General features: G+C 62.4%; 16 protein-coding genes. 2 read left to right on the top strand and 14 right to left on the bottom strand.

What is annotated here, in order from left to right; genetic code table 11:
* The first annotated feature begins 30 nt into the window (after window positions 1-30).
* Complete coding sequence (locus BMX32_RS08980; protein WP_244511481.1) at window positions 31-1674, top strand: sensor histidine kinase; 1644 nt, start codon at window positions 31-33, stop codon at window positions 1672-1674.
* A gap of 67 nt (window positions 1675-1741) precedes the next feature.
* Entirely contained in the window at window positions 1742-3139 is a 1398-nt protein-coding gene (locus BMX32_RS08975) for a sigma-54-dependent transcriptional regulator (RefSeq protein WP_029213751.1), read from the top strand.
* A 416-nt stretch (window positions 3140-3555) separates the two neighbouring features.
* Here BMX32_RS08975 and BMX32_RS08965 read toward each other — a convergent pair whose 3' ends face one another.
* From BMX32_RS08965 to BMX32_RS08895, 14 genes are all read right to left on the bottom strand, one after another.
* Window positions 3556-3837: a hypothetical protein gene (locus BMX32_RS08965; RefSeq protein ID WP_139206701.1), complete on the bottom strand. Its 282-nt coding sequence runs from the start codon at window positions 3835-3837 to the stop codon at window positions 3556-3558.
* Between the two features lie 91 nt (window positions 3838-3928).
* Complete coding sequence (locus BMX32_RS08960; protein ID WP_139206700.1) at window positions 3929-4372, bottom strand: DUF6984 family protein; 444 nt, start codon at window positions 4370-4372, stop codon at window positions 3929-3931.
* A gap of 48 nt (window positions 4373-4420) precedes the next feature.
* A complete protein-coding gene (locus BMX32_RS08955) occupies window positions 4421-4909 on the bottom strand; it encodes a YfbM family protein (protein ID WP_089977568.1) in 489 nt (162 codons plus the stop codon).
* A gap of 26 nt (window positions 4910-4935) precedes the next feature.
* Window positions 4936-5727 carry a hypothetical protein gene (locus BMX32_RS08950; RefSeq protein WP_089977564.1) on the bottom strand — a complete coding sequence of 264 codons (792 nt, stop codon included), beginning with the start codon at window positions 5725-5727 and terminating at the stop codon, window positions 4936-4938.
* Between the two features lie 148 nt (window positions 5728-5875).
* A complete protein-coding gene (locus BMX32_RS08945) occupies window positions 5876-6694 on the bottom strand; it encodes an IS3 family transposase (RefSeq protein WP_170843618.1) in 819 nt (272 codons plus the stop codon).
* Window positions 6694-7008, bottom strand: coding sequence for a DUF1153 domain-containing protein (locus BMX32_RS08940; protein WP_089977558.1), 315 nt, complete (start codon window positions 7006-7008; stop codon window positions 6694-6696). Before BMX32_RS08940 ends, BMX32_RS08945 begins: the two co-directional genes overlap by 1 nt.
* A gap of 166 nt (window positions 7009-7174) precedes the next feature.
* Window positions 7175-7522 carry a hypothetical protein gene (locus BMX32_RS08935; RefSeq protein ID WP_089977554.1) on the bottom strand — a complete coding sequence of 116 codons (348 nt, stop codon included), beginning with the start codon at window positions 7520-7522 and terminating at the stop codon, window positions 7175-7177.
* A gap of 978 nt (window positions 7523-8500) precedes the next feature.
* Window positions 8501-12856 (bottom strand): hypothetical protein, encoded by a 4356-nt coding sequence (locus BMX32_RS08925; RefSeq protein WP_089977546.1) that lies wholly within the window; start codon window positions 12854-12856, stop codon window positions 8501-8503.
* 36 nt (window positions 12857-12892) lie between these two features.
* Window positions 12893-13624, bottom strand: a complete 732-nt coding sequence (locus tag BMX32_RS18440) for a hypothetical protein (protein WP_139206698.1) — start codon at window positions 13622-13624, stop codon at window positions 12893-12895.
* A gap of 37 nt (window positions 13625-13661) precedes the next feature.
* Window positions 13662-14006, bottom strand: coding sequence for a hypothetical protein (locus BMX32_RS08915; protein WP_089977539.1), 345 nt, complete (start codon window positions 14004-14006; stop codon window positions 13662-13664).
* 666 nt (window positions 14007-14672) lie between these two features.
* On the bottom strand, window positions 14673-15041 hold the full coding sequence (locus tag BMX32_RS08910; protein WP_089977533.1) for a hypothetical protein: 369 nt from the start codon (window positions 15039-15041) through the stop codon (window positions 14673-14675).
* Window positions 15042-15136: 95 nt separating this feature from the next.
* Window positions 15137-16702, bottom strand: a complete 1566-nt coding sequence (locus tag BMX32_RS08905) for an ATP-binding response regulator (protein WP_244511480.1) — start codon at window positions 16700-16702, stop codon at window positions 15137-15139.
* A gap of 18 nt (window positions 16703-16720) precedes the next feature.
* Window positions 16721-17167, bottom strand: a complete 447-nt coding sequence (locus tag BMX32_RS08900; protein WP_089977529.1) for a response regulator — start codon at window positions 17165-17167, stop codon at window positions 16721-16723.
* Window positions 17164-18960 (bottom strand): sensor histidine kinase, encoded by a 1797-nt coding sequence (locus BMX32_RS08895; protein WP_029213756.1) that lies wholly within the window; start codon window positions 18958-18960, stop codon window positions 17164-17166. Before BMX32_RS08895 ends, BMX32_RS08900 begins: the two co-directional genes overlap by 4 nt.
* Window positions 18961-19085 lie beyond the last annotated feature (125 nt).

Below are 19085 nucleotides of genomic sequence, written 5' to 3'. Positions count from 1 at the left end.
CCGGGGGGCCCCTGGCGGAGAAGCATCAAGGTGTCCACGCCCGCGTCGACCATCGGCACCCGCGCCAACGCGAGCCACGGCTCGTCCCGCCACGAACTCTTCTTTTTCAATTACTTCCGGCTGGGGCAGGCGGCGGTCTACACGGCGCTGGCGTTCCGCCCCGAGCACATGAACTGGCCGGCCCTGCCGGAGCCGGTGATCGCCCGGGTATTCGCCATGGCCTACCTGCTGGCCGCCCTCGTCATGGTGGCCCGTACACGGCAGACCCTGCATCGCCCGGTGCTGATGGTATCGGTGGGCCTGGCCCTGGACGTGGCCGCGGCGCTGCTCGCCCTGATCCTCATGCACGACGTGCGGATGGGCGTGGCGATGATGCTCGCGGTGAACATCGCCACGGGGGCGCTGCTGCTGCCCTTCCGGCTATCGATGTTCTTCGCCGCGCTAGCGACGCTGGCGATGCTCGGCCATTCCGTCTTCGACTTCGCCACCTTCGACACGACCGACCGCGAGTACGCCGAATACGGGTTGTTCGGCGCGGCGTATTTCGCGTGCGCATCGCTGTGCTACGTGCTGGGGCGCAATATCCGGGCCTCCGAAGCGCTGGCCGAACAGCGCGGCATCGACCTGGCGAACCTGTCGCAGGTCAACGAACTGATCATCCGCCGCATGAAGACCGGCGTGCTGCTGGTGGACGAGGGCAACCGTATCCACCAGCTCAACGAATCGGCATGGATGCTGATGGGCAACCCCTCGGCCGACCAGCGCGACCTCGGCTCGCTCGCGCCCGAGCTGTCCCGCCGCCTGTATCACTGGCGCACCTCGGGCAAGCTCGACGAGAGCGCGACGATGCTGGCCGACGGCACGCCCGAGGTGATTCCGCGCTTCTCGCGACTGGCCCCCAACGACGATTCGCACGTGCTGATCTTCCTCGACGACACCTCGCTCGTGTCTCGCCGCGCGGAAGAACTGACGCTGAGTTCGCTGGGCCGCCTCTCCGCCTCCATCGCCCATGAAATCCGCAACCCGCTGGCCGCCATCCATTATTCGGCGCAGCTGCTCGCGGAATCCACCGATCTCAACGACGCCGACCTGCGCATGGTCGAGATCATCAACAACCATTGCTCCCGTCTCAACGAGATCATCGAAAACATCCTGCAGCTGTCCCGCCGCGAGCGCTCGCGGCCCGAGACGCTCGACCTCGGTCGCTGGGTGCACCACTTCGTGACCGAATACCGGCAGGGCAACGATCTCGGTTCCGACATCCTCCGCGCCGTGTCCGGCAGCGAGCCCGTCGCCGCGGTCGCCGACCCGCAGCACCTTCAACAGGTGATCTGGAACCTCGTGCAGAACGCGCTGCGCTACGGTCGCATGCCCGGCGAGCCGGCGCGCGTGATGCTGGTGGCGCGCCATTCCGACGCCGGCATCCCCATCCTCGAAGTGATCGATCGCGGCCCGGGCATCCCGCCGAAGGTGGCCGCGCAGATCTTCGAACCCTTCTTCACCACGCACGAATACGGCACGGGCCTCGGCCTTTACCTCGCGCGGCAGATGGCCGAGGCCAACCAGGCGGCCCTCGAATACGTGCGCGTGGCGGGTGGCGGCAGCTGCTTCCGCATCAGCCTCACCCCGCCCGCGCGCACCGCCGCGACGGCCCCCGTGGCCGCCACCGCGTGACGGGCGCCCTATGCGTCCGTCCGCAGGGCGGTTACATTTGCACCACTAACCGAAGCATTCGGACCCAATGAGCAAGCAGACCGTACTGGTCATCGACGACGAACGGGACATCCGCGAGTTGCTGACCATCACTCTCGGTCGAATGGAACTCGACGTCGACGCCGTGGGGAGCGTCAACGAAGCGCGGAGCGCACTGGCAGCACGTCGTTACGACCTGTGCTTCACCGACATGCGCCTGCCCGACGGCAGCGGCCAGGAGATCATCGAACTGATCGCCGGCAGCTTCCCGGACATGCCGGTCGCGATGATCACCGCCTATGGCAACGTCGACGCCGCCGTGAACGCCCTGAAGGCCGGCGCGTTCGACTTCGTGTCGAAGCCGGTCGACATCCACCTGCTCCGCCGCCTCGTCCGCACCGCGCTGCGCCTCTCCGAGGAACGCAAGGCCGATGCGGGCAGCAAGACGGTGCCAGGCGCGGACCGCCTCATCGGCGATTCCGCCGCCATGACCGAAGTGCGCGGCAAGATCGCCAAGCTCGCCCGCAACCAGGCGCCGGTCTACATCGGCGGCGAGTCCGGCGTGGGCAAGGAACTGGTCGCCCGCCTCATCCACGAACTGGGCCCGCGCTCCGCCGGCGCGTTCGTGCCGGTGAACTGCGGCGCCATTCCGTCCGAGCTGATGGAAAGCGAGTTCTTCGGCCACCGCAAGGGCAGCTTCACCGGCGCCCACGCGGACAAGGAAGGCCTGTTCCAGGCCGCGCAGGGCGGCACGCTCTTCCTCGACGAGGTCGCCGAACTGCCGCTGCACATGCAGGTGAAACTGCTGCGCGCGATCCAGGAAAAAGCCGTGCGCCCCATCGGCGGCCGCGACGAGATCCCCGTCGACGTGCGCATCCTCTCGGCCACGCACAAGAACCTCGCCGCGCTCGTCGAGCAGGGCCTGTTTCGTCAGGATCTCTTCTACCGCATCAATGTCATCGAACTCCGCGTGCCGCCGCTGCGCGAGCGCCGCGGCGATGTCCCGCGTCTGGCCGAGTTCGTGCTGCGCCAGCTCGCCACGGAATCGGGCGGCCCCGTCGGCAAGCTGCAACCCGACGCGCTCGCCGCGCTCGAGGCGTATCACTTCCCCGGCAACGTCCGCGAACTGGAAAACATCCTCGAACGCGCGATGGCGATGTGCGAAGGTGACACCATCGAAGCCGACGACCTGATGCTGCCGCAGCGCGCCCCGACCGCAACCACCGCACCGGCGGTGCAGGCCGTGCTCGCCGACGCCGCGCAGGCACCGCAGGCCGCACGCGTCGCCGCTACCGATTCGCTGGAAGACTACATCTCCAACATCGAACGCGACACGATCATCAAGGCGCTGGAAGAGTCCCGCTACAACAAGACCGCGACAGCCAAGAAACTCGGCATCACCTTCCGCGCCCTGCGCTACAAGCTGAAGAAGCTGGGCATCGACTGATCGACGGCGCTCGACACGAGCGCCCATCGCCTGATTTTGTGGGAGCGCGCTCGCGCGCGATGGGTGTTCGCGAAAGCGCCTCCCGCGGAGGCCTCACAACCTCCCGCCACGCCGACGCCACGCCTTCGCCAAGGCGCGCCGAAACTCCCACATGGTCGCCAGCAAGAACACCAGGGCGTACGCAAGAAAGATCTTGAGCCCCACCGCCATTCCTTCGTCGAGAGCGTAAAGACCTCCCGCGAAGAGCGAGCCGATCAGGCACACATAGATCGACCGTCGAAACGCGTACACGACTGCCTCCAGCAGACTAAGACGAGCCCGCAGCCAAAAGCCAGAACGATGGTGTGGGAGCGCGCTCGCGCGCGAAGGGGCTCGCGACAGCGCGCCCGACGAAGCCCCGCACCCCTCACGCCCCGTCAGTAGTCCCGCGCGATAGCAACAGCCGAAAAGCTACCAATGAACGCACCGATCACGATGAAGACCGCCCCCAGAGCGTGCCTCACAAGAACCCGACGCCGCGCGGCAAGCAGGTTTTGCTTCGCCTCCCTTAGCGCAGCACTGTCATCCGGCTTTATGAAACGCGCAGGACGGAGCAGAAAGTCAGCCTTCAGCGAAAAGGACAGATTGAAGTCCAGCAGCTCCCCGTGCTTCCAGGCAAGCGCCTCCGACGCACTGATGACGCGCTGAAAACGGATCATATTCCTGACGGTGAAGTACACACCCGGCGCAGCGCCTAGAAAGAACCCCCACTCACCCGCACTCACCATCCACCCCCTTCATCATCTTCGCTCATCCAAGGAAGCCCATTGCCCAAACGAACGCTCCCGCTGCGATGAGACCAAGAGCGAGGAAGAGGACGGAGAGACGCCGGTAATCGCCTCTCGATACGCTTTCCACGCTTCCTGATGACAGTTCGATGCCGTCAGGGAACATCGGCAAACGAATCAACGGCGTATCGTCCGCCTTCCATATCTCGACCTCGTACTGCACGCGCTCACGATCGATGAACAGCGACGCCAGCACGTGCACCCCGTCCGCGTCGATAAAGTCGACGTCCGAGGCCAACTGGTCGTAGTCACGGTCCGCCATGCGCACCAGTATGAAGCTGCTACGTCCGGGTCCGACGGGAACCTTGAGAAGGCCGTCCAGCCACGCATCGTCCGAGTAAGGAAGCTCCGCTTTCCGCATCAGGTGAACGAGCAGCGACCTCTCTTCCGGCGTTAACGCGGTCACCAAGCACCATCCTCGTGGTCGCCCTTGAAATCGCTTGGCTATATGGGCTCAGATCAGCCAGAGTACGACTCCGTCACCACGTATCGCGGCGACACGGTAGAAATCGCGGAGCGGGGTCAAGTATTCGCCGATGTAGCCCCGGCTCCACTCCGCGTTCTCGGCCCACTTCCCGGGATAGACGTCCGCGGCATCCATCGCCTCGAGGTCGAGCTCTTCCACGATGCGCGCCACATCGACTCCGTCGAGCGCGGACGACAACGCGCGCACCGTCTCGGGATCCATATATCGAGGTGGCCCATAGCCGAGATCGTCACCAAACTCGTCGCCGCCGAAGATCACGAGCGACAGAACGTTCTCATTCGGCATTGCGGAACCGACAAGCGCGTAATGCATACCGTGCCAGGCTTTATTGGCATCAAATGCATGCTCGCCACTACCCTCCATCTCGGCCAGCAAGTCTGCTCGCTCGGCTTCGTCGGATGCAAGCTTCCTACCGCGGACGGCGTCGACGCACAGGAAGCGCCCAATCATCGACATGTCTTCGGCCTCATTGTTGAAAGAGGTTAGATTCGACCATCGCAAACCCCGATTATCGTTGGCATAGCACCCTCCAGGAATGTCTCGTGCGCCCGGAGGCACACCTCAAGCTCGGCAGAGTTTTCGGTGGTTGCGTAAGCGCCCCACGTACCAAGACGCGTGAGCGAGTGAAACTGCAGACCAAGCCTGTACGGAGCGGCGAACGCAGGATCCAACTGCATATAGTCGATGTCGGGCATGACATGCAGCTCAAACCACGCCGGGAACGGAACCATACGATTCGACCGAAACGTGATCGCCAAGAACACGCCTATCCCAGTCGTCGCTGGCCGATGAAGCACAAACGGCATGTTCAATACCGCGCCTTTGGGCACGAACCCCCATGCCTTGCAAAACGAAGCGAAGCGCTTGTAGACGCTTTTGACATCGGGGATCAACGATTCCCGGACGACACCCATTATCGAAGCTTGTCTGTGACGCTCTTCTTCGGCATCACGTCCCCAAGAGGTTTTGGCGCGCCTCGCCTCGCTGAACCCCCAAAGCCACGGCGTCCCGTTGATCACGTCCTCAACGCGCTCGCTTCGTGCCCCCGACATGACATCGTCATAGGTCACGCCGACGGAAGCGAGACGCTCATCGATCCTAGCTCTAGACCGACCGAATCCCTTCAAGCTGCCACCACTCCTGACGTAAGCGGATCCGAAAGTCCATTCGGAGATCTCGTTCATGAATTCGAGCCACGACGGCATCCGTTCATCAACGCGCAAATCCGCGCCGCCGAAAGCCTCGCCCACCAGATTGAATCCGCCGTCGAGCATTTTTCGAATAGCCGGAGCCGTAGCATAGGCTACTCGTCCAAATCTAATCAGGTCGTCACAGGCGTCTGACATAGAATAATGCCGAGAGAGAAAATCGCTTCGCTATTTTGATGGCAAGTCTGTAATGACCCAGCACTTCCTGCACAGGTCAGGCCGCTAAAGCATAAGCCTCGGCGGGTGTTTTCATTTTCAGCGCCTGATGCGGTCGCCGGTGGTTGTAGAAGTGGATCCAGTCACCGATCGTATGCATCGCGTGAGTCAGACTTTCGAATCGATGGCGGTGTACGCATTGCTCCTTCAGCGTGCGCATGACCCGCTCGACCATGCCGTTCTGCTGCGGGCAGTGCGGCGTGATGAACTCTTGTTGCAAGCCATAGCTGCGGACCAGACTTGTGTACTTCCGGCTGGTGAAGACCAGGCCGTTGTCCGATCGAAGCAGGAACGGCTTGTCGACCCTTCCCAGCGTGCCGAACCGACGGATCAGGGCTTGTTCCAAGGCACCCGCCGCCGTGCTTGCCTTGCCACTGCGTGACAGGTGCCAGCCCAATAGTGCGCGAGTGTGGCAGTCCATCACCAAGGCCAGACTCAGCCATCCATCCTTACCGCCCCACACGCGACACAGGTCCGTCGACCAACGCTCGTCCGGCTGAGTAGCGACCGACGGCAATGCCTGGATACGCGGCCGTTGGCCGACGGGACGTTTGCGCACCTGCCAGCCCTTGAGCTGGAAGATGCGTTGGACCGTGTTCTTGTTCATGCCCAGGAGTCCGGCGACCGTCCGGTAGCCGAACGAGGGCTCGGCCTCGATCAAGGTCTTGACCGGCGCAGCGAGAGCCTCCTGTACCTTCGGGGGCGCCTTGGTGGGACGGTAATAGACCGTCCGACGCGCCACGCCAAACCAGCGGCGCAGCTGGGCCATCGAGACATCGAAGCCATCGGCACGCAGTCCCTGCTGAAGTGAAACCATCAGGTCTCGTCCTTGCCCAGCAGGGAGTTCAATTTTTTTCGTGCGCGCAGTTCCAGCATGGCCTCACCGTAGGCTTCCTGGAGGTCTTTCAGCTGCCGCTCGTACTGCTCGCGAACATCTTCCGGCTTGGCGCGCAGGGCGTTCTCCATGCCGCGCTTGGCGTCTTCGACCCAGCCTTCGATCTCAGAGGGCGGCAGGTCGAACTGGCGACTGGCTTCCGATATCGACGTCTTGCCCTGGATCACTTCCAGCACCAGTGCCGACTTTCGGCGGGCCGTCCAGCGTTTGATCTCTTCTTCCATCACGATGCTCATGGGTGTGCTCTCTTGGGAAAGTAACACCTGCGCAGGATTTCAGTGGGTCGTTACACAGGCGCCCTGACTGTCGCTCGCGTCGAGCGCTTCCCGCACCTTGCGCAGAAGGCACATGATGGACTTATCGTCCTTAAGATAGGGACATGATCAATCGCAACTGATGCACCTAGAGGTGCTCACTCAGAGCAATGGCGCTCACCATGCCGACGAATGCTCCGATCGCGATGTAAGCAAATGCGAGGGCATGCCTGCGTAAGACGCCGCGTCTCGCCTCCAAGAGACACGTTTTCGCCTCCACAATCGCCGGGCTGTCATTGGCCTTAATAAGGCGACTGGGGCGCAAGAGAAAGTCACTTTTGAGTTCACTCGATAGGTTGAAGTCGAGGAGCTGCCCGCTAGCCCTAGCAATTGACTCCGCGCGATTGATGACTTTCTGAAAGTAAACCATGTTCTTTATCGCCAAGATCGCCCCCGGCGTCAGTCCGATAAAGAAGCCCCATTCACCTGCACTCACGAGTTATGCCCCCCCTTAAACGTCGTTGTTTCAATCGACTGGTTGCTCTACAGGATCGGGTGGAACGGATTTAGGAGTAACGTCCTGAAGTGGTCCAACTGTGACAGTCGGGGGGCTGGCGTGGTCCCGATCAAGGTAATGCCAGCCGACTTTGCAACCGTGGTGTGAATTTCAAATGGAAGCGGGGTAAGCCTCCCGCCGAGACTGACCGATCTAGTTGTCAAACATTCGCTACACATACTTTGCTCATAGCCGAACGCCACCGGACCAATATTTACGGACCCTCCTGCCGAAGCATCACCTCCATCCTCGGCCATCTCCTCTGCCGAATTTGCTTCCGACCAACTAGCCACAGCGCTAAGCCCAACGCCCAACTGAGTGCCTGCGGTACCTCCGATGGAACCGAGAATCCCCATTCGCCACGTTACAGGATTGGAGCTCGGTATACTGACTGTCAACTGACCTTGCGCCGAGACACCTCCTAGCCAAGAGGCGGCGCCGCCAACGCCGAGCGCGTATGTATCTCTCCCGTCCGGATCGGTGAAACTGAAGGGGTTGCCGTCAGCGTATCCGTATCTCGAGGACCTCCTCATGCGCCGTGAACCCTGTCGTATGGGATCCACGCTGAGAAATCTTCCTACTATCGCGTCGTAGTAGCGCTGCTGCATATAAAGAAGCCCCGTACCGGAATCGAACAGATGGCCCGTATATCGAGGCGAATCGGTCTCGTTGCCAATTGCAGATGCGCCGTATGGATGATAGTCAAGTACATCCGTCACAACTCCGGCACTGTCCGCCTCTGCCAAAGGCGAGCCTTGAGCATCGACGTAATAGTATGTGACTCGGCGTTCTGCGAACGCTTGCGGACCAATGAAAAGGCAAGCAGCACCGAGAGTGCACAGCGCCAAGAATCGATTTCTGCGATGAACACTAAGTCGCACGAGCTGTCGAGGTTTCACTTTCGCCTTCGCCTTCATATCACCCTCCCGAAACCAGACCGATGCTTCTGCTCGGACCCCACGGCGAGCACCCCACGTCGTTACACGCACGCACCTTGTACGACAGCGATCCCGTAAAGAACCTAACGAACGTAATGAACGTTCCCGTCGTGCCTTGGATGATCTCGGAGTATCCCGAGGGCAGCGTTTCCATTACTTCATATCGGGTTGCGTAGGTCTGAGCGGTCCAGGCCACTCTAACAACAGGCTTATTGGATGGGCCTGACTGAGTTACCGAAGGCATGCCAGGAGTCGTCGGCGGCAAGGTCACCACGACCACCGCTTGAGCGCTCCAGCTACTGCATCCACCCGCGTTGCAAGCCTGAACCATATAAGCGTAAGTACCGTTCGGCCTGCCGCCCGTCGACCAGGCACCGCCTGATCCGTACGCAACCTGCTGCCAACCGCCACCATTCGCCGACTCGACAAGGTTGTAAACGGTCGCCCCTGCTACGCCATTCCACGAGATCGTGTACGACCCCGAGTGATTCGCGCCGCCGCCGAAAATGGGAGGAGCAACCTGCGGGGGAATCGTCACCGACACGCCTGCACTGGTGGAATATGGACCGCAGCCATTCACGTTGCAGCCGCGAACCCGGTAATACCAGCCAGCGGTGATCGCTTCATTCATGGTGAAGGACGTAGAGGTGCCGTTGTAGATCTGCGACCAGTTACCGTCGTAGGTATGCTCGACCTGATACGACGTGGCCCAGCTTGCCGCTCCCCAGCTGATTCCAACGCTTCCTGACGAGGTCCCGGGAACAGTGAGGCCCGGGGGTGCAGGGGGGATGTGAGCGACGGTGACCGTGTTCGATTTCACGCGGGCAGCGCAAGCTTGCGCATTGCATGCTCTGACGCGAAAGACATACGCACCGTCTACTGCTCCGCCGAACGCCGCGGAGGTCGCCGCGCCGGTCCAGAGCGTTACCCACGGCTGGCCGTTGTAGGAACGCTCGACAGCGTAGCTGCTTACGTTGGTCGATGCCGCCCATGTAACGCTGATGGTCGATTGGTCGCCAGGAGCGGTCGCGCTGACGGAAGCTGGTGAACTCGGCGCCGCCGTCGCCGCCGGCAAGAATACGTTCCCGGAGTTATCGAGTGCGTTGTTGTTGTTGCCGACAGGCGAGATACCGTAGATCGAGATGGCCTGATCGACACGAGCAGTGCGAACTTCTTCGGAAAGCGGGATCCTGAAGCGATAGGCGTTTCCGTTCGCATGGCACAGCGTGCGGAGGGCGGGCTCGCTGGCCAGGTTCGCCGTCGCCGCCTGCACGAATGTCGCAGCGGCACCCACATCGCCTACGTAGACATGCACGTCTACCGATCGATCCAGGCCGGACGAACAGACCCAACCTCCAAGGTAGGCTGTATTGCCATCGAACGTCACCCCATCGAAGACACCCATGATCTTCGAGGTTGGCCCCTTGACGTTGGCGACGAGTTTCTTGCCTAGATAGACGTAATTCGTTCCGTTCGTCGTGGCAGCGTCGTATTCCCACATCAACTGACCGGCGCTGTTGTACGCGTAGTACGTCGTCGCGCCGGCCGCAACCTTCTTCACACGGCGACCCGCGGCGTCGTACGTGTATTCACCCTTGGTCGGGATCGACGTCAGGCGGTTTGCCATGTCGAAGTTGAGCTGCTGGCCGTCCTTGTTGATCGTATTCCCGCGCGCATCGTAGTCGAACGTGTGAATCGGATTCGCCGCTACGCTAATAGACCTGAGGAGATTGGATCCGTCGTACCCGTAGTTGTTGGTGACGCCGCCACTGGTAAGGGACCGAATATTGTTCAGCGTGTCGTAAGTGTATGACTCCGTGCCCCACAGGTTGATCGCTGTCGCACTGAGGAGGCGATTGAGGCCATCGTAGGTCATGGTCTTCGATCGCTGACCGTGACCGGTAAGTCCGCACGTGCTGTCTACATTCCCGTTAGCGTCGTAGACGAAATCGTCGCAGATCCCGCTCACGTTCCCGTTGGCGTCGTAAGCAAAGCCTTCGCTCACGACACGTACGGTGTTCCGTGCATAAGTGAAGCTCTTCAGCAGATTGCGCGGGTTCTTTTCCGCACTGTAAAGCGTGCCATTACCGAGCCCGAACGACTTGACGTCACCGTCGGGGAAGTAGCCCACGCCTCCGGCATAGGCACCTGCGGTCGTCGGCCGCCCAAGTGCATCGGGATTGTAGGAAACGATCTCTCCGTCCGGATACAGCACGGTACTCAGCGCTCCGTTCGGATCGTAGCCGTAGCCCAAGGCCCAACTCCATCCGTCGACGGCAAGCACTTCGGCCGTCATCAAACCGAGCTTGTTGCGGCCGAAGGTCCAGCTGACCAGTCCCGAGGTCGCGGTCGCCGGATTGCCGAGAGGATCATACGTGAAGGTGCTCGGCTGCGTACCGGTCGGATACACCACCGAGGTCACGCGATTCATAGCGTCATAACCACGCGAAGTCTTCGCGGCTTCAGCCACCTGGTCCTGACCGCAGCCCGCTCCATTGAACGAGGCGCCAGATACGCTCCACGCGAGATTGTCGGCACCGTCGTAGGCCATGATCTCGCTGCCGGACTCCGGTTCCCACGTACGGCAGAGGCGATGCTCGCCGTCGTACTTCATCGTCTTCGTCAGTGAAGTACCACCGCCCCCCTGCGTGATCTCCGTAGGTTTACCGAAGATGTCGCGGGAAATCGTCTGCACGACTCCCTCGGGCGCGATGACTTTGACGACGTGGTCGAACGAGGCCTGGTCAAACGTCTGGAACCAGCTGGTCGTCGGATTGCCCTTTGGATCCGTTACGCGCTTCGCCCCACCCGAGAGGTAATCCGTTGTCGTGGTGAGGTTGCCCAGCTCCGACGCCTGAACCGTGCGGACCACGCGGCCCAGTACGTCGTACGTCGTTCCAACGCCGGCGCCAATGTTCTGAAGATCGACATAGCCATCGACCGGATAGGATGCGAAGGTCTTGCGACCGTTCCAGTCGAAATCGGTGCGAGCCGAGACATAGAAAGCCTGGTCACTCGCCCGAGCCGTACCCGACATGACAGGGCGCAGCATGGCGTCGAAATCGGTGCGCTGGAACTTGTTGCCTTGGGTGACTGTGCGTACCCAGTGCGCGCCGTTCACACCGCGGGCGGCACCAACGAAACTGTACTGAAATATCCTGGGCGCCCAAGCCACGGAATCGCCGCCCGGATAGTCGATGCCCGCGAGCCTGCCAATGGGATCATAGCCGTACGATGTGGTGGCACCTGCCTGATTCGTAATCGAAGCGATCTGGCCCAGGTCATCCACGCCGATGGACTGCGTACGCGAATCAGGGTAATTGATCGACTGAGGGATGCCACGCTTGTAATTGCCTAGAAACGTCGTCTTGCCGTTGCCGTCCGTAAAGCTGGCCAACTGGCCTGCCGCATCGAACGAGTACCCCATGACTTTCCGGCCGAAACGGTACCGCTCCGCGAGCATACTGTTGCCGTCGTAGACGTTCCGACTCACCACTTCATCGGTGGTCACGTTCGTACTCTGCAGCGGCATCCCAAGCACCCACCGCGCATTGTCATCCAGGAAGTCCGTCCGCTCGCGTACGCCATACCCGAAGTTGTTATAGCGCTGTACATCGTATGGCCTGGCAAACCCGTCGAATTCCAGCACGTTCCATACGAATTGGTCATCACCACGTGGGTCGGCCGGGTTCGGATCGTCATCGATGGTGACGACACGTGAACCCATGGGGATGTGATTCTGTATCTGCGCATCGTTCATGCGCGATCCCGGTGTAGTCCCCCAAGGTGACGGATACTTCGAGTTACGTGCATCGGCCCCTGCGACCGGGCTAACGTACCCATACTCCGTAAGTTGCCGACGACGACTGACGTCGACCTCACCCTCGAAGACTTCCTCGGAAAGCAGCAGGCTCTCGCTGTAGTCGTACCTGTTGCTGAAGCTGCTTCGCTCTGCGTGCCCGTCCGGATAGACGACCTTAGTCCAGACGGTATTGACGCATCCGCCGGCGCAGTTGACACTCCAGCTTTCGTTCGACGGCGAATAGCTGTATTGCCAGGTCTGTGTCCCGATGCCCGCACCCGAAAACTGTTTCTGGGTGATCGCCATCGAGTAGTAGGCATTGGGCGTATACGCGTAGGTGCCAGCCGCAGTCGGATTTGACGGCGCGCCGGGCGCGGCTCGGCAAACCCTCGACACTGCCGAGCGTCCACGCCTCGTCGGGTGGACCGTGAAACTAGCGGCAAGGCCGGACGGATGCGTCATGGACGCCGTATAGGACTGCAAAGCGTTGACCGGCGTGCCAAGCATGTCGCAAGAGCTGGGCTGATCCTCCATATTCACGTAGCTGTCGTTGAACGGCTTGAGATTGAACTACCAAGACGACTGGTCCGGCTGCGTCACCGATGCGAGCTGGGTCACCGTTCCGTTGGGCACATAGCCGTAGCGCCAGACCCTGTTACCCGCTGCACCGCCCTGCACCGTAATCGTCGAAACCCGATCACCGTCGTAAGCCAGAACGACATGACGGCCGTCATCGCTATCGATGTTGGTGAGATGGTCGGCCGCGTCGTAGCTGTAACTGATCGCGCTGCCGAAGCGATCCTCGGTGCGGGTCACGAGCATCCGGCCTTCTTCGCGATTCAGAAGATCCTCGACGAAGCCCATCGGGCTCATCATTCCGTTGCTACGTGCTGCGGGTCCCGATCCCGAGGGTCGGCTCACGCCCGGCATAGACCGATAGGTCAGTCGGTTGAGGAAATATTTCGTGCCGTCCGGTGCATACGCGAGGAAGCCTTGCGTAGTCGCGTCGCGGGACTCCTGGATGCACCCTAGGGTCCAGTTCTGCTTGGTCACGACAGGGAACGTGCCGCTAGGTTGAGCGAGGTTGCCAGAAGCTCGGGACAGCAGCTCCTGCGAGCCCTGTCCGGGGATTCGCATCTGGTAGCCGGACCACCAGTTCGCTGGCTCCCACGTCGCATTTCCGTTGATGCCCAGAACGCTGGGCGGCTCCCGGAACGAGGTGCAGATGGCTTTCTTGTTGGTCGAGTTGACCAGCCAGCCAACCCTCAGACCCGACTTCAACGGCGTGATCGTGGTGATCATCGGGATATCGATATCCCAGTCGCCGAATGCCCGCTTCTCAAAGTCGATGCGCTCGTCTGCACTGCGCTGGCGGTAGACGCGCCCGATAGTAATCGTCGGCCCGCGCCCCCGGAACGGAGATATCGGTCTGTTCGAAGGACAGGCTGCCATCGTAGAGGCTGATGCGCTCGCCAAACGGCGTGTCGCCCAAGGGCTGGATGTCCTCGTTGACCTTGATCAACCGCTTGTATTCGTCTTCCGGCGTCGAGTTGGGCTGCGTCTGCGCGACGACGGCGGCTGCGTGCACGAGAAGCAAGGAAGCAGTGACCCTCAGGAGCGAGCGAGGCACCCGCCCGCGAAAACGCGCGCAGCAAAACGCCGCGCCATGCACGTCCAAACTCATTCCATGTTTCCCCTGTGCACCGGCGCACGCCGGCATTCGCAAAATCTAGCGAACGTGAAATCCTGAAGTCAATCGGGAACAATTCCTATATCGCGTCGCGGCTGCTTCGGGCAAGTCGCAGAGCGCCCGTCGCCGACAAGTGCGTCCTCGACGGTAACCAGACGCGACTTACGACCGTAGCGCAAAGCAACTCGGATCCAAGCACAGCGATATGGCGGACCCCCCACCCTAGGCAGGCACAGCCTATATGTACGTTTCAGTTGGACATCAAACGCGACCAGCAATCCGCTGCAAGCATTGAGGTCCATTATGTCGATGAGTGCCCAGCTAACGCCCCTACTTATCGCGCCAGCTCCGGCTTTTCGCCTCTCTACGTAATGACGTCGATCGACGAAAGGCCTCGCTTCATCACCGTGTGGACCTCTGGATCATCATACTGGGTAGTTGTTTATGAGATCGGCGCGCACAAGATAACGAAAGTGCTCGAGCAGGGTACCCGCGCACGTCCGGTGGTTTCGGTATCTCGCGACGGCGACGAACACCTGGAGCTCTGTGATGAGCATGGATGCCGCCATGTTCGTGGGATGGTCGTCACTACATCGCAGCCACGCCTGGCGACGCACCGACGCGAAAAGGTAGCGGTGACAACTGACCCATGGCAAAGCTTCAAACCGAAGATGAATCGGTATGACGACGCCTGATACGATGCACAAAGCGCAACGTTACGAGTAGACCCACAAGCAACAACGCGACGGCCGCGATCGAATTGAGAACCATGAAAGCCACCAGCTCGGGCGTCCACCCAAAGCCCATCTCCTCGATCGGCAACCGCACCCATGGCGTGACGAATACCGGGGCACTCCAGAACCACGCCCACGCATGGAACCACATCGACGTATGACACGGCGGCCACGCGCACGACGTGCGCGCGCCAAGGGTCAGCAGCGCGACCATCAGGTGCAGGAGGGTGCCGAGTCCGATGAGGCAGCCATAGACGAAGCGTCGGTGACGACGTTCGTAGGTTTCGAGGTCCATGCCGATCTCCCATTGCGTTACCCGCAACGCTAAATGGGCACCGGAGGTCAGGCTATGGAAGAAATCTGAAAAACCGGACTTTCGTCCGGTTACCGTCAGCCGCCCTGGCTATCGCTCGCGTCGAGCGCTTCGCGCACCTTGCGCAGGAGCGCACGCGACTGCACCGGCTTGTCGATCACGTACAGGTGATCCAGCTGCGGCAGTTCGTCGAGATTCGGCGGCGAGTCCGGCCGCGCGAGCAGGAGCACCGCGCCGCTGTAGCCGTGTTCGAGCAGTGCCGCGAGCGTGCGCACGCCGGTGAAGAGATTCATGTCGGCATCCATGACGACGAGATCGGGCACGCCGTGCGCTTCGATCCATTGCAGCGCGGCGGTGCCGCTCTGGCTCGCACCGGCCTGGTAGCCGTAGGCGTCGAGCGTGTCGACCAGCAGCGACAGCTGCACGGCTTCTTCGACGACCACGAGCACGCGCTCGGCTTCGCCCTGCAGGCTGGCGTCCATCACCTGCGGATCCACGTGCTCGCCTTCTTCCGTCTTCAGCGGCAGGTAAAGGTGGAACTCGGTACCGACGCCGACCTGGCTGCGCACGCGCATCAGGCCGCCGTGGCTGGCGACGATGCGCTTGCACGACAGCAGGCCCAGGCCGGTACCGGCCTCCTTCGTGGTGAAGAACGGCTCGAACAGGCGCTGCAACACGTCCGGCGGCATGCCCTGCCCCGTGTCGATCACGGACAGGCGCAGGTAGCGACCGGGCAGGCTCGCTTCGTCCTCGGCGAAGAAATCGTCGGGGAGGCTCACCACGTCGGTCTCGATGCGCAGCACGCCGCCTTCCGGCATCGCCTGCATCGCATTGAGGCTGAGGTTGAGCAGGCACTGCTGCAGTTCGGTGTGGTTGCCTTCGAACGCGACCTCGGGATCGAAGACGTCGACCTCCATTTTCACGGCACGCGGCACGCTCCCTTGCAACAGCAGGTTGAGCGCCTCGAGCAGCGCGCCGAGCTTCACGCGCTCCGCGCGACGGGCGCCGCGGGCGAACGACAGCATGGACGACACCATTTCAAGACCGCGGCGACCGCAGTCGCGCACGAGCGTGCCGAGGCGCGCGAGGCGCGGGTCGTCGGCGTAGTCTTCCAGCGTGTCGCCGGCGAGAAGCAGCGGCTGCAGGAGATTGCGCAGGTCGTGGCTCAGACCGCCGGCCAGCAAGGCAAGGCTTTCGAACCGCTGCGCGCGGATCAGTTCGAGTTCGGCGCGCTGGCGGGCGCGTTGTTCATCGGCTTCGCGCAACGCACGGCGTACCGCGCTCGCGAGGCGCACCGTGTTCTGCTTGAGGATGTAATCGGTGGCGCCGTTGCGCAGCGCTTCGATCGCGGCCTCTTCGCCCAACGTGGCGGAGATGAAGATGAAGGGAATGTCGGAGCGGCGCTCACGCAGGAGCTGCAGCGCGCGCTCGCCACTGAACGCGGGCAGGCTCAGGTCGGACAGCACGATCTCCGGCTCGAACGTGTCGAGCGCGGCCGTGTACGCGTCTTCGTCGTCGACGAGGCGAACCTCGTATTCGATACCGTCGTCGTCCAGCTCACCGAGCACGAGCTCGGCGTCGAGGGGGTTGTCCTCGACCTGGAGAATCCTGACCTTGTGGCCTTGCCCGCCCATTCCAGCCATGCCTCGTCGTCGCTCCGCTTATTCGCCTTCGGGACGCTGGTTCAGGACCGCCCAGAAATGGCCGAGCGTCTGCACGGCCGTGAAGAACTGCTGCACGTCCACCGGCTTGAGCACGTAGGCGTTCACGCCGAGATCCCAGCTGCGCGCGAGGTCGCTCTCTTCGCGCGACGACGAAAGGATGACCACCGGCACGCGGCGCCACTTCTCCTCGCTGCGCAGGTTCCTGAGCACTTCGAGCCCGTCCATGCGCGGCATCTTGATGTCGAGAAGGATCACCGCCGGATCGCCTTCCTCGCGCGACGCATAGGCGCCGCGGCGGTGCAGCCAGTCGAGGCAGTCCACGCCGTCTTCGACGTGCACCACGGGATTGGCGAGGTTCGCTTCGCGCAGGGCGTCGATGGCCATTTCCGCATCGGCCATCGAGTCTTCGACGAGAAGGATCGTGCGCAGGTCGCGCTTGTTCATGTGTCACCCGTTCGGGCGGCGGTGAGATCCGACGCCGGTAGAGAAAAGTGGAAAGTCGCGCCGACGTCGGTCTCGCCTTCGGCCCACGTGCGCCCGCCATGACGGGCGATGATGCGTCGTACATTGGCAAGGCCGATGCCGTTGCCGGGGAACTCCGAAGCACGATGCAGTCGCTGAAACACGCCGAACAGCTTGCCCGCGTACTGCATGTCGAAACCCGCGCCGTTGTCGCGCACGGTGAACTCGTAGTCGCCGGCGGGCGACCGCGCCAGCAGCACTTCGATCAGCGCCCTGTCGCGGTTCGACGTGTACTTCACCGCGTTGCCCAGCAGGTTCTGCCAGACGGTGCGCAGCATGTTCTCGTCGCCGACCACGATGGGCATCGGCGCGATCCGCCACTCGATATGGCGGCCGCTGGCGTCGGTTTCAACGAGGGCACGCGCTTCGTCCACCAGCGACTGCATGTCGACCGGCTGCAGGCGCAAGGCGCCACGGCCAAGGCGCGAGAACACCAGCAGGTCGTCGATGAGCTGCGCCATGCGGCGCGACGAGCTGCGAATCACATCGATGTAATGGCGCGAACGGTCGTCGACCTTGTCGCCCAGCTGGCTCTCGAGCTTGCCAGCGAAACCCGAGATGTGACGCAACGGGGCGCGCAGGTCGTGCGACACCGAATAGCTGAAGGCTTCCAGCTCGCGGTTCACGTCCGAAAGCTGCTCGAACTTGCCCTCGAGCTGGCGGTTCAGTTCGTTGACCTTCTGCTCCACCAGCGCACGGGCGGTGATGTCGCTGACGGTCAGCAGCAGCGCGGGATCCACGCTGTCCGGCTGCTCGATGCGGCGCGCGTTGATCACCACGAAGCGGTCGATGCCATCGACGGTGCGCTGCGTGAGCTCGTAGTCCCACAGTTCGCGATCGCGGACGATGACATCGGTGAGGCGCTGCAGCAGCGCGGTGTCCGTCCAGGCGCCATTGCCGATCTTCCCCAGCGGAATCTTCTGGTCGCGCTCGGGATCGAATCCGTAAAGCTCCGCGAAAGCGGTATTGACCAGCAGCGTCTGCAGGTTCCTGTCCAGCATCGCGATGGGCTCGCGCACGGCCTGCACGATCAGCTGCGAGCGCTGCACCGCGTCCGCCACGCGCGATTCCGCGCGCAGACGGCTGGCGATCTGGCGCTCGGACACCACGACCACGATCGCGAGCAGGGTGATCTGCGCCAGCGCGGCCACCAGCAGCACCGCACGATTGTTCGTCGCCAGATTGCGCGCCTGCGAGCGACGGTTGTCGAGCAGGCGCGTCTCCTCGTCCAGCACTTCCTTGATCTGCTCGCGGATCGGGAACAGGTTGCGGGCGTCTTCCATCGACGCGAACGCACCGTCGCGGTCGTTGGCGCGAAGGCGCTGCAGGGCCTGGTCCGTAAGGGCCATGCGCCCGTTGGCGAGGGATTCCAGCGCACCGATGCGCGCGACCTGCTCCGGGTTGTCACGCGTCATCTCGCGCAGCGAGGCCAGCAACCCCGGCACGAGCTTCCGCGGCGCGACGGCGCGTTCGTCGAGGTCGGCATTGTTCGGCGCGCCGGCCAGGCGGGCATAGACCGCCGCCTCGCTGCTGCGCAGCGACGCGGCCATCCGGTAGACCGACCCCTTCACGTCGGCCGTGTGGGTGACCCAGTCGCGGGAGTTGAGGGCGTCCTCGGCACTCGAGCGCGTCGCCAGGTACGGCAGCGCGACGATGACGAGCACGGCGGCCAGCAGGCCGACGAGTCGCCAGCGGAATCCGATCCGTTCAATCATGCCTTCGTCATCCCCGCGACGGACCCTGCCCGCTTAAGGCATTCATTGTAAACGCGCGGGCGACTTTTCGCTTTCGGGACACGGCACGGCCTTCGGATACGAGGACGGGCACGCCCCTCTTCCGC

The sequence above is a fragment of the Luteibacter sp. UNCMF331Sha3.1 genome (genome assembly GCF_900109915.1).
Lineage (GTDB): Bacteria > Pseudomonadota > Gammaproteobacteria > Xanthomonadales > Rhodanobacteraceae > Luteibacter.
The sequence above is the reverse complement of the archived record's forward strand: the minus strand, read 5'-3'. Positions and strand labels throughout refer to the sequence as shown.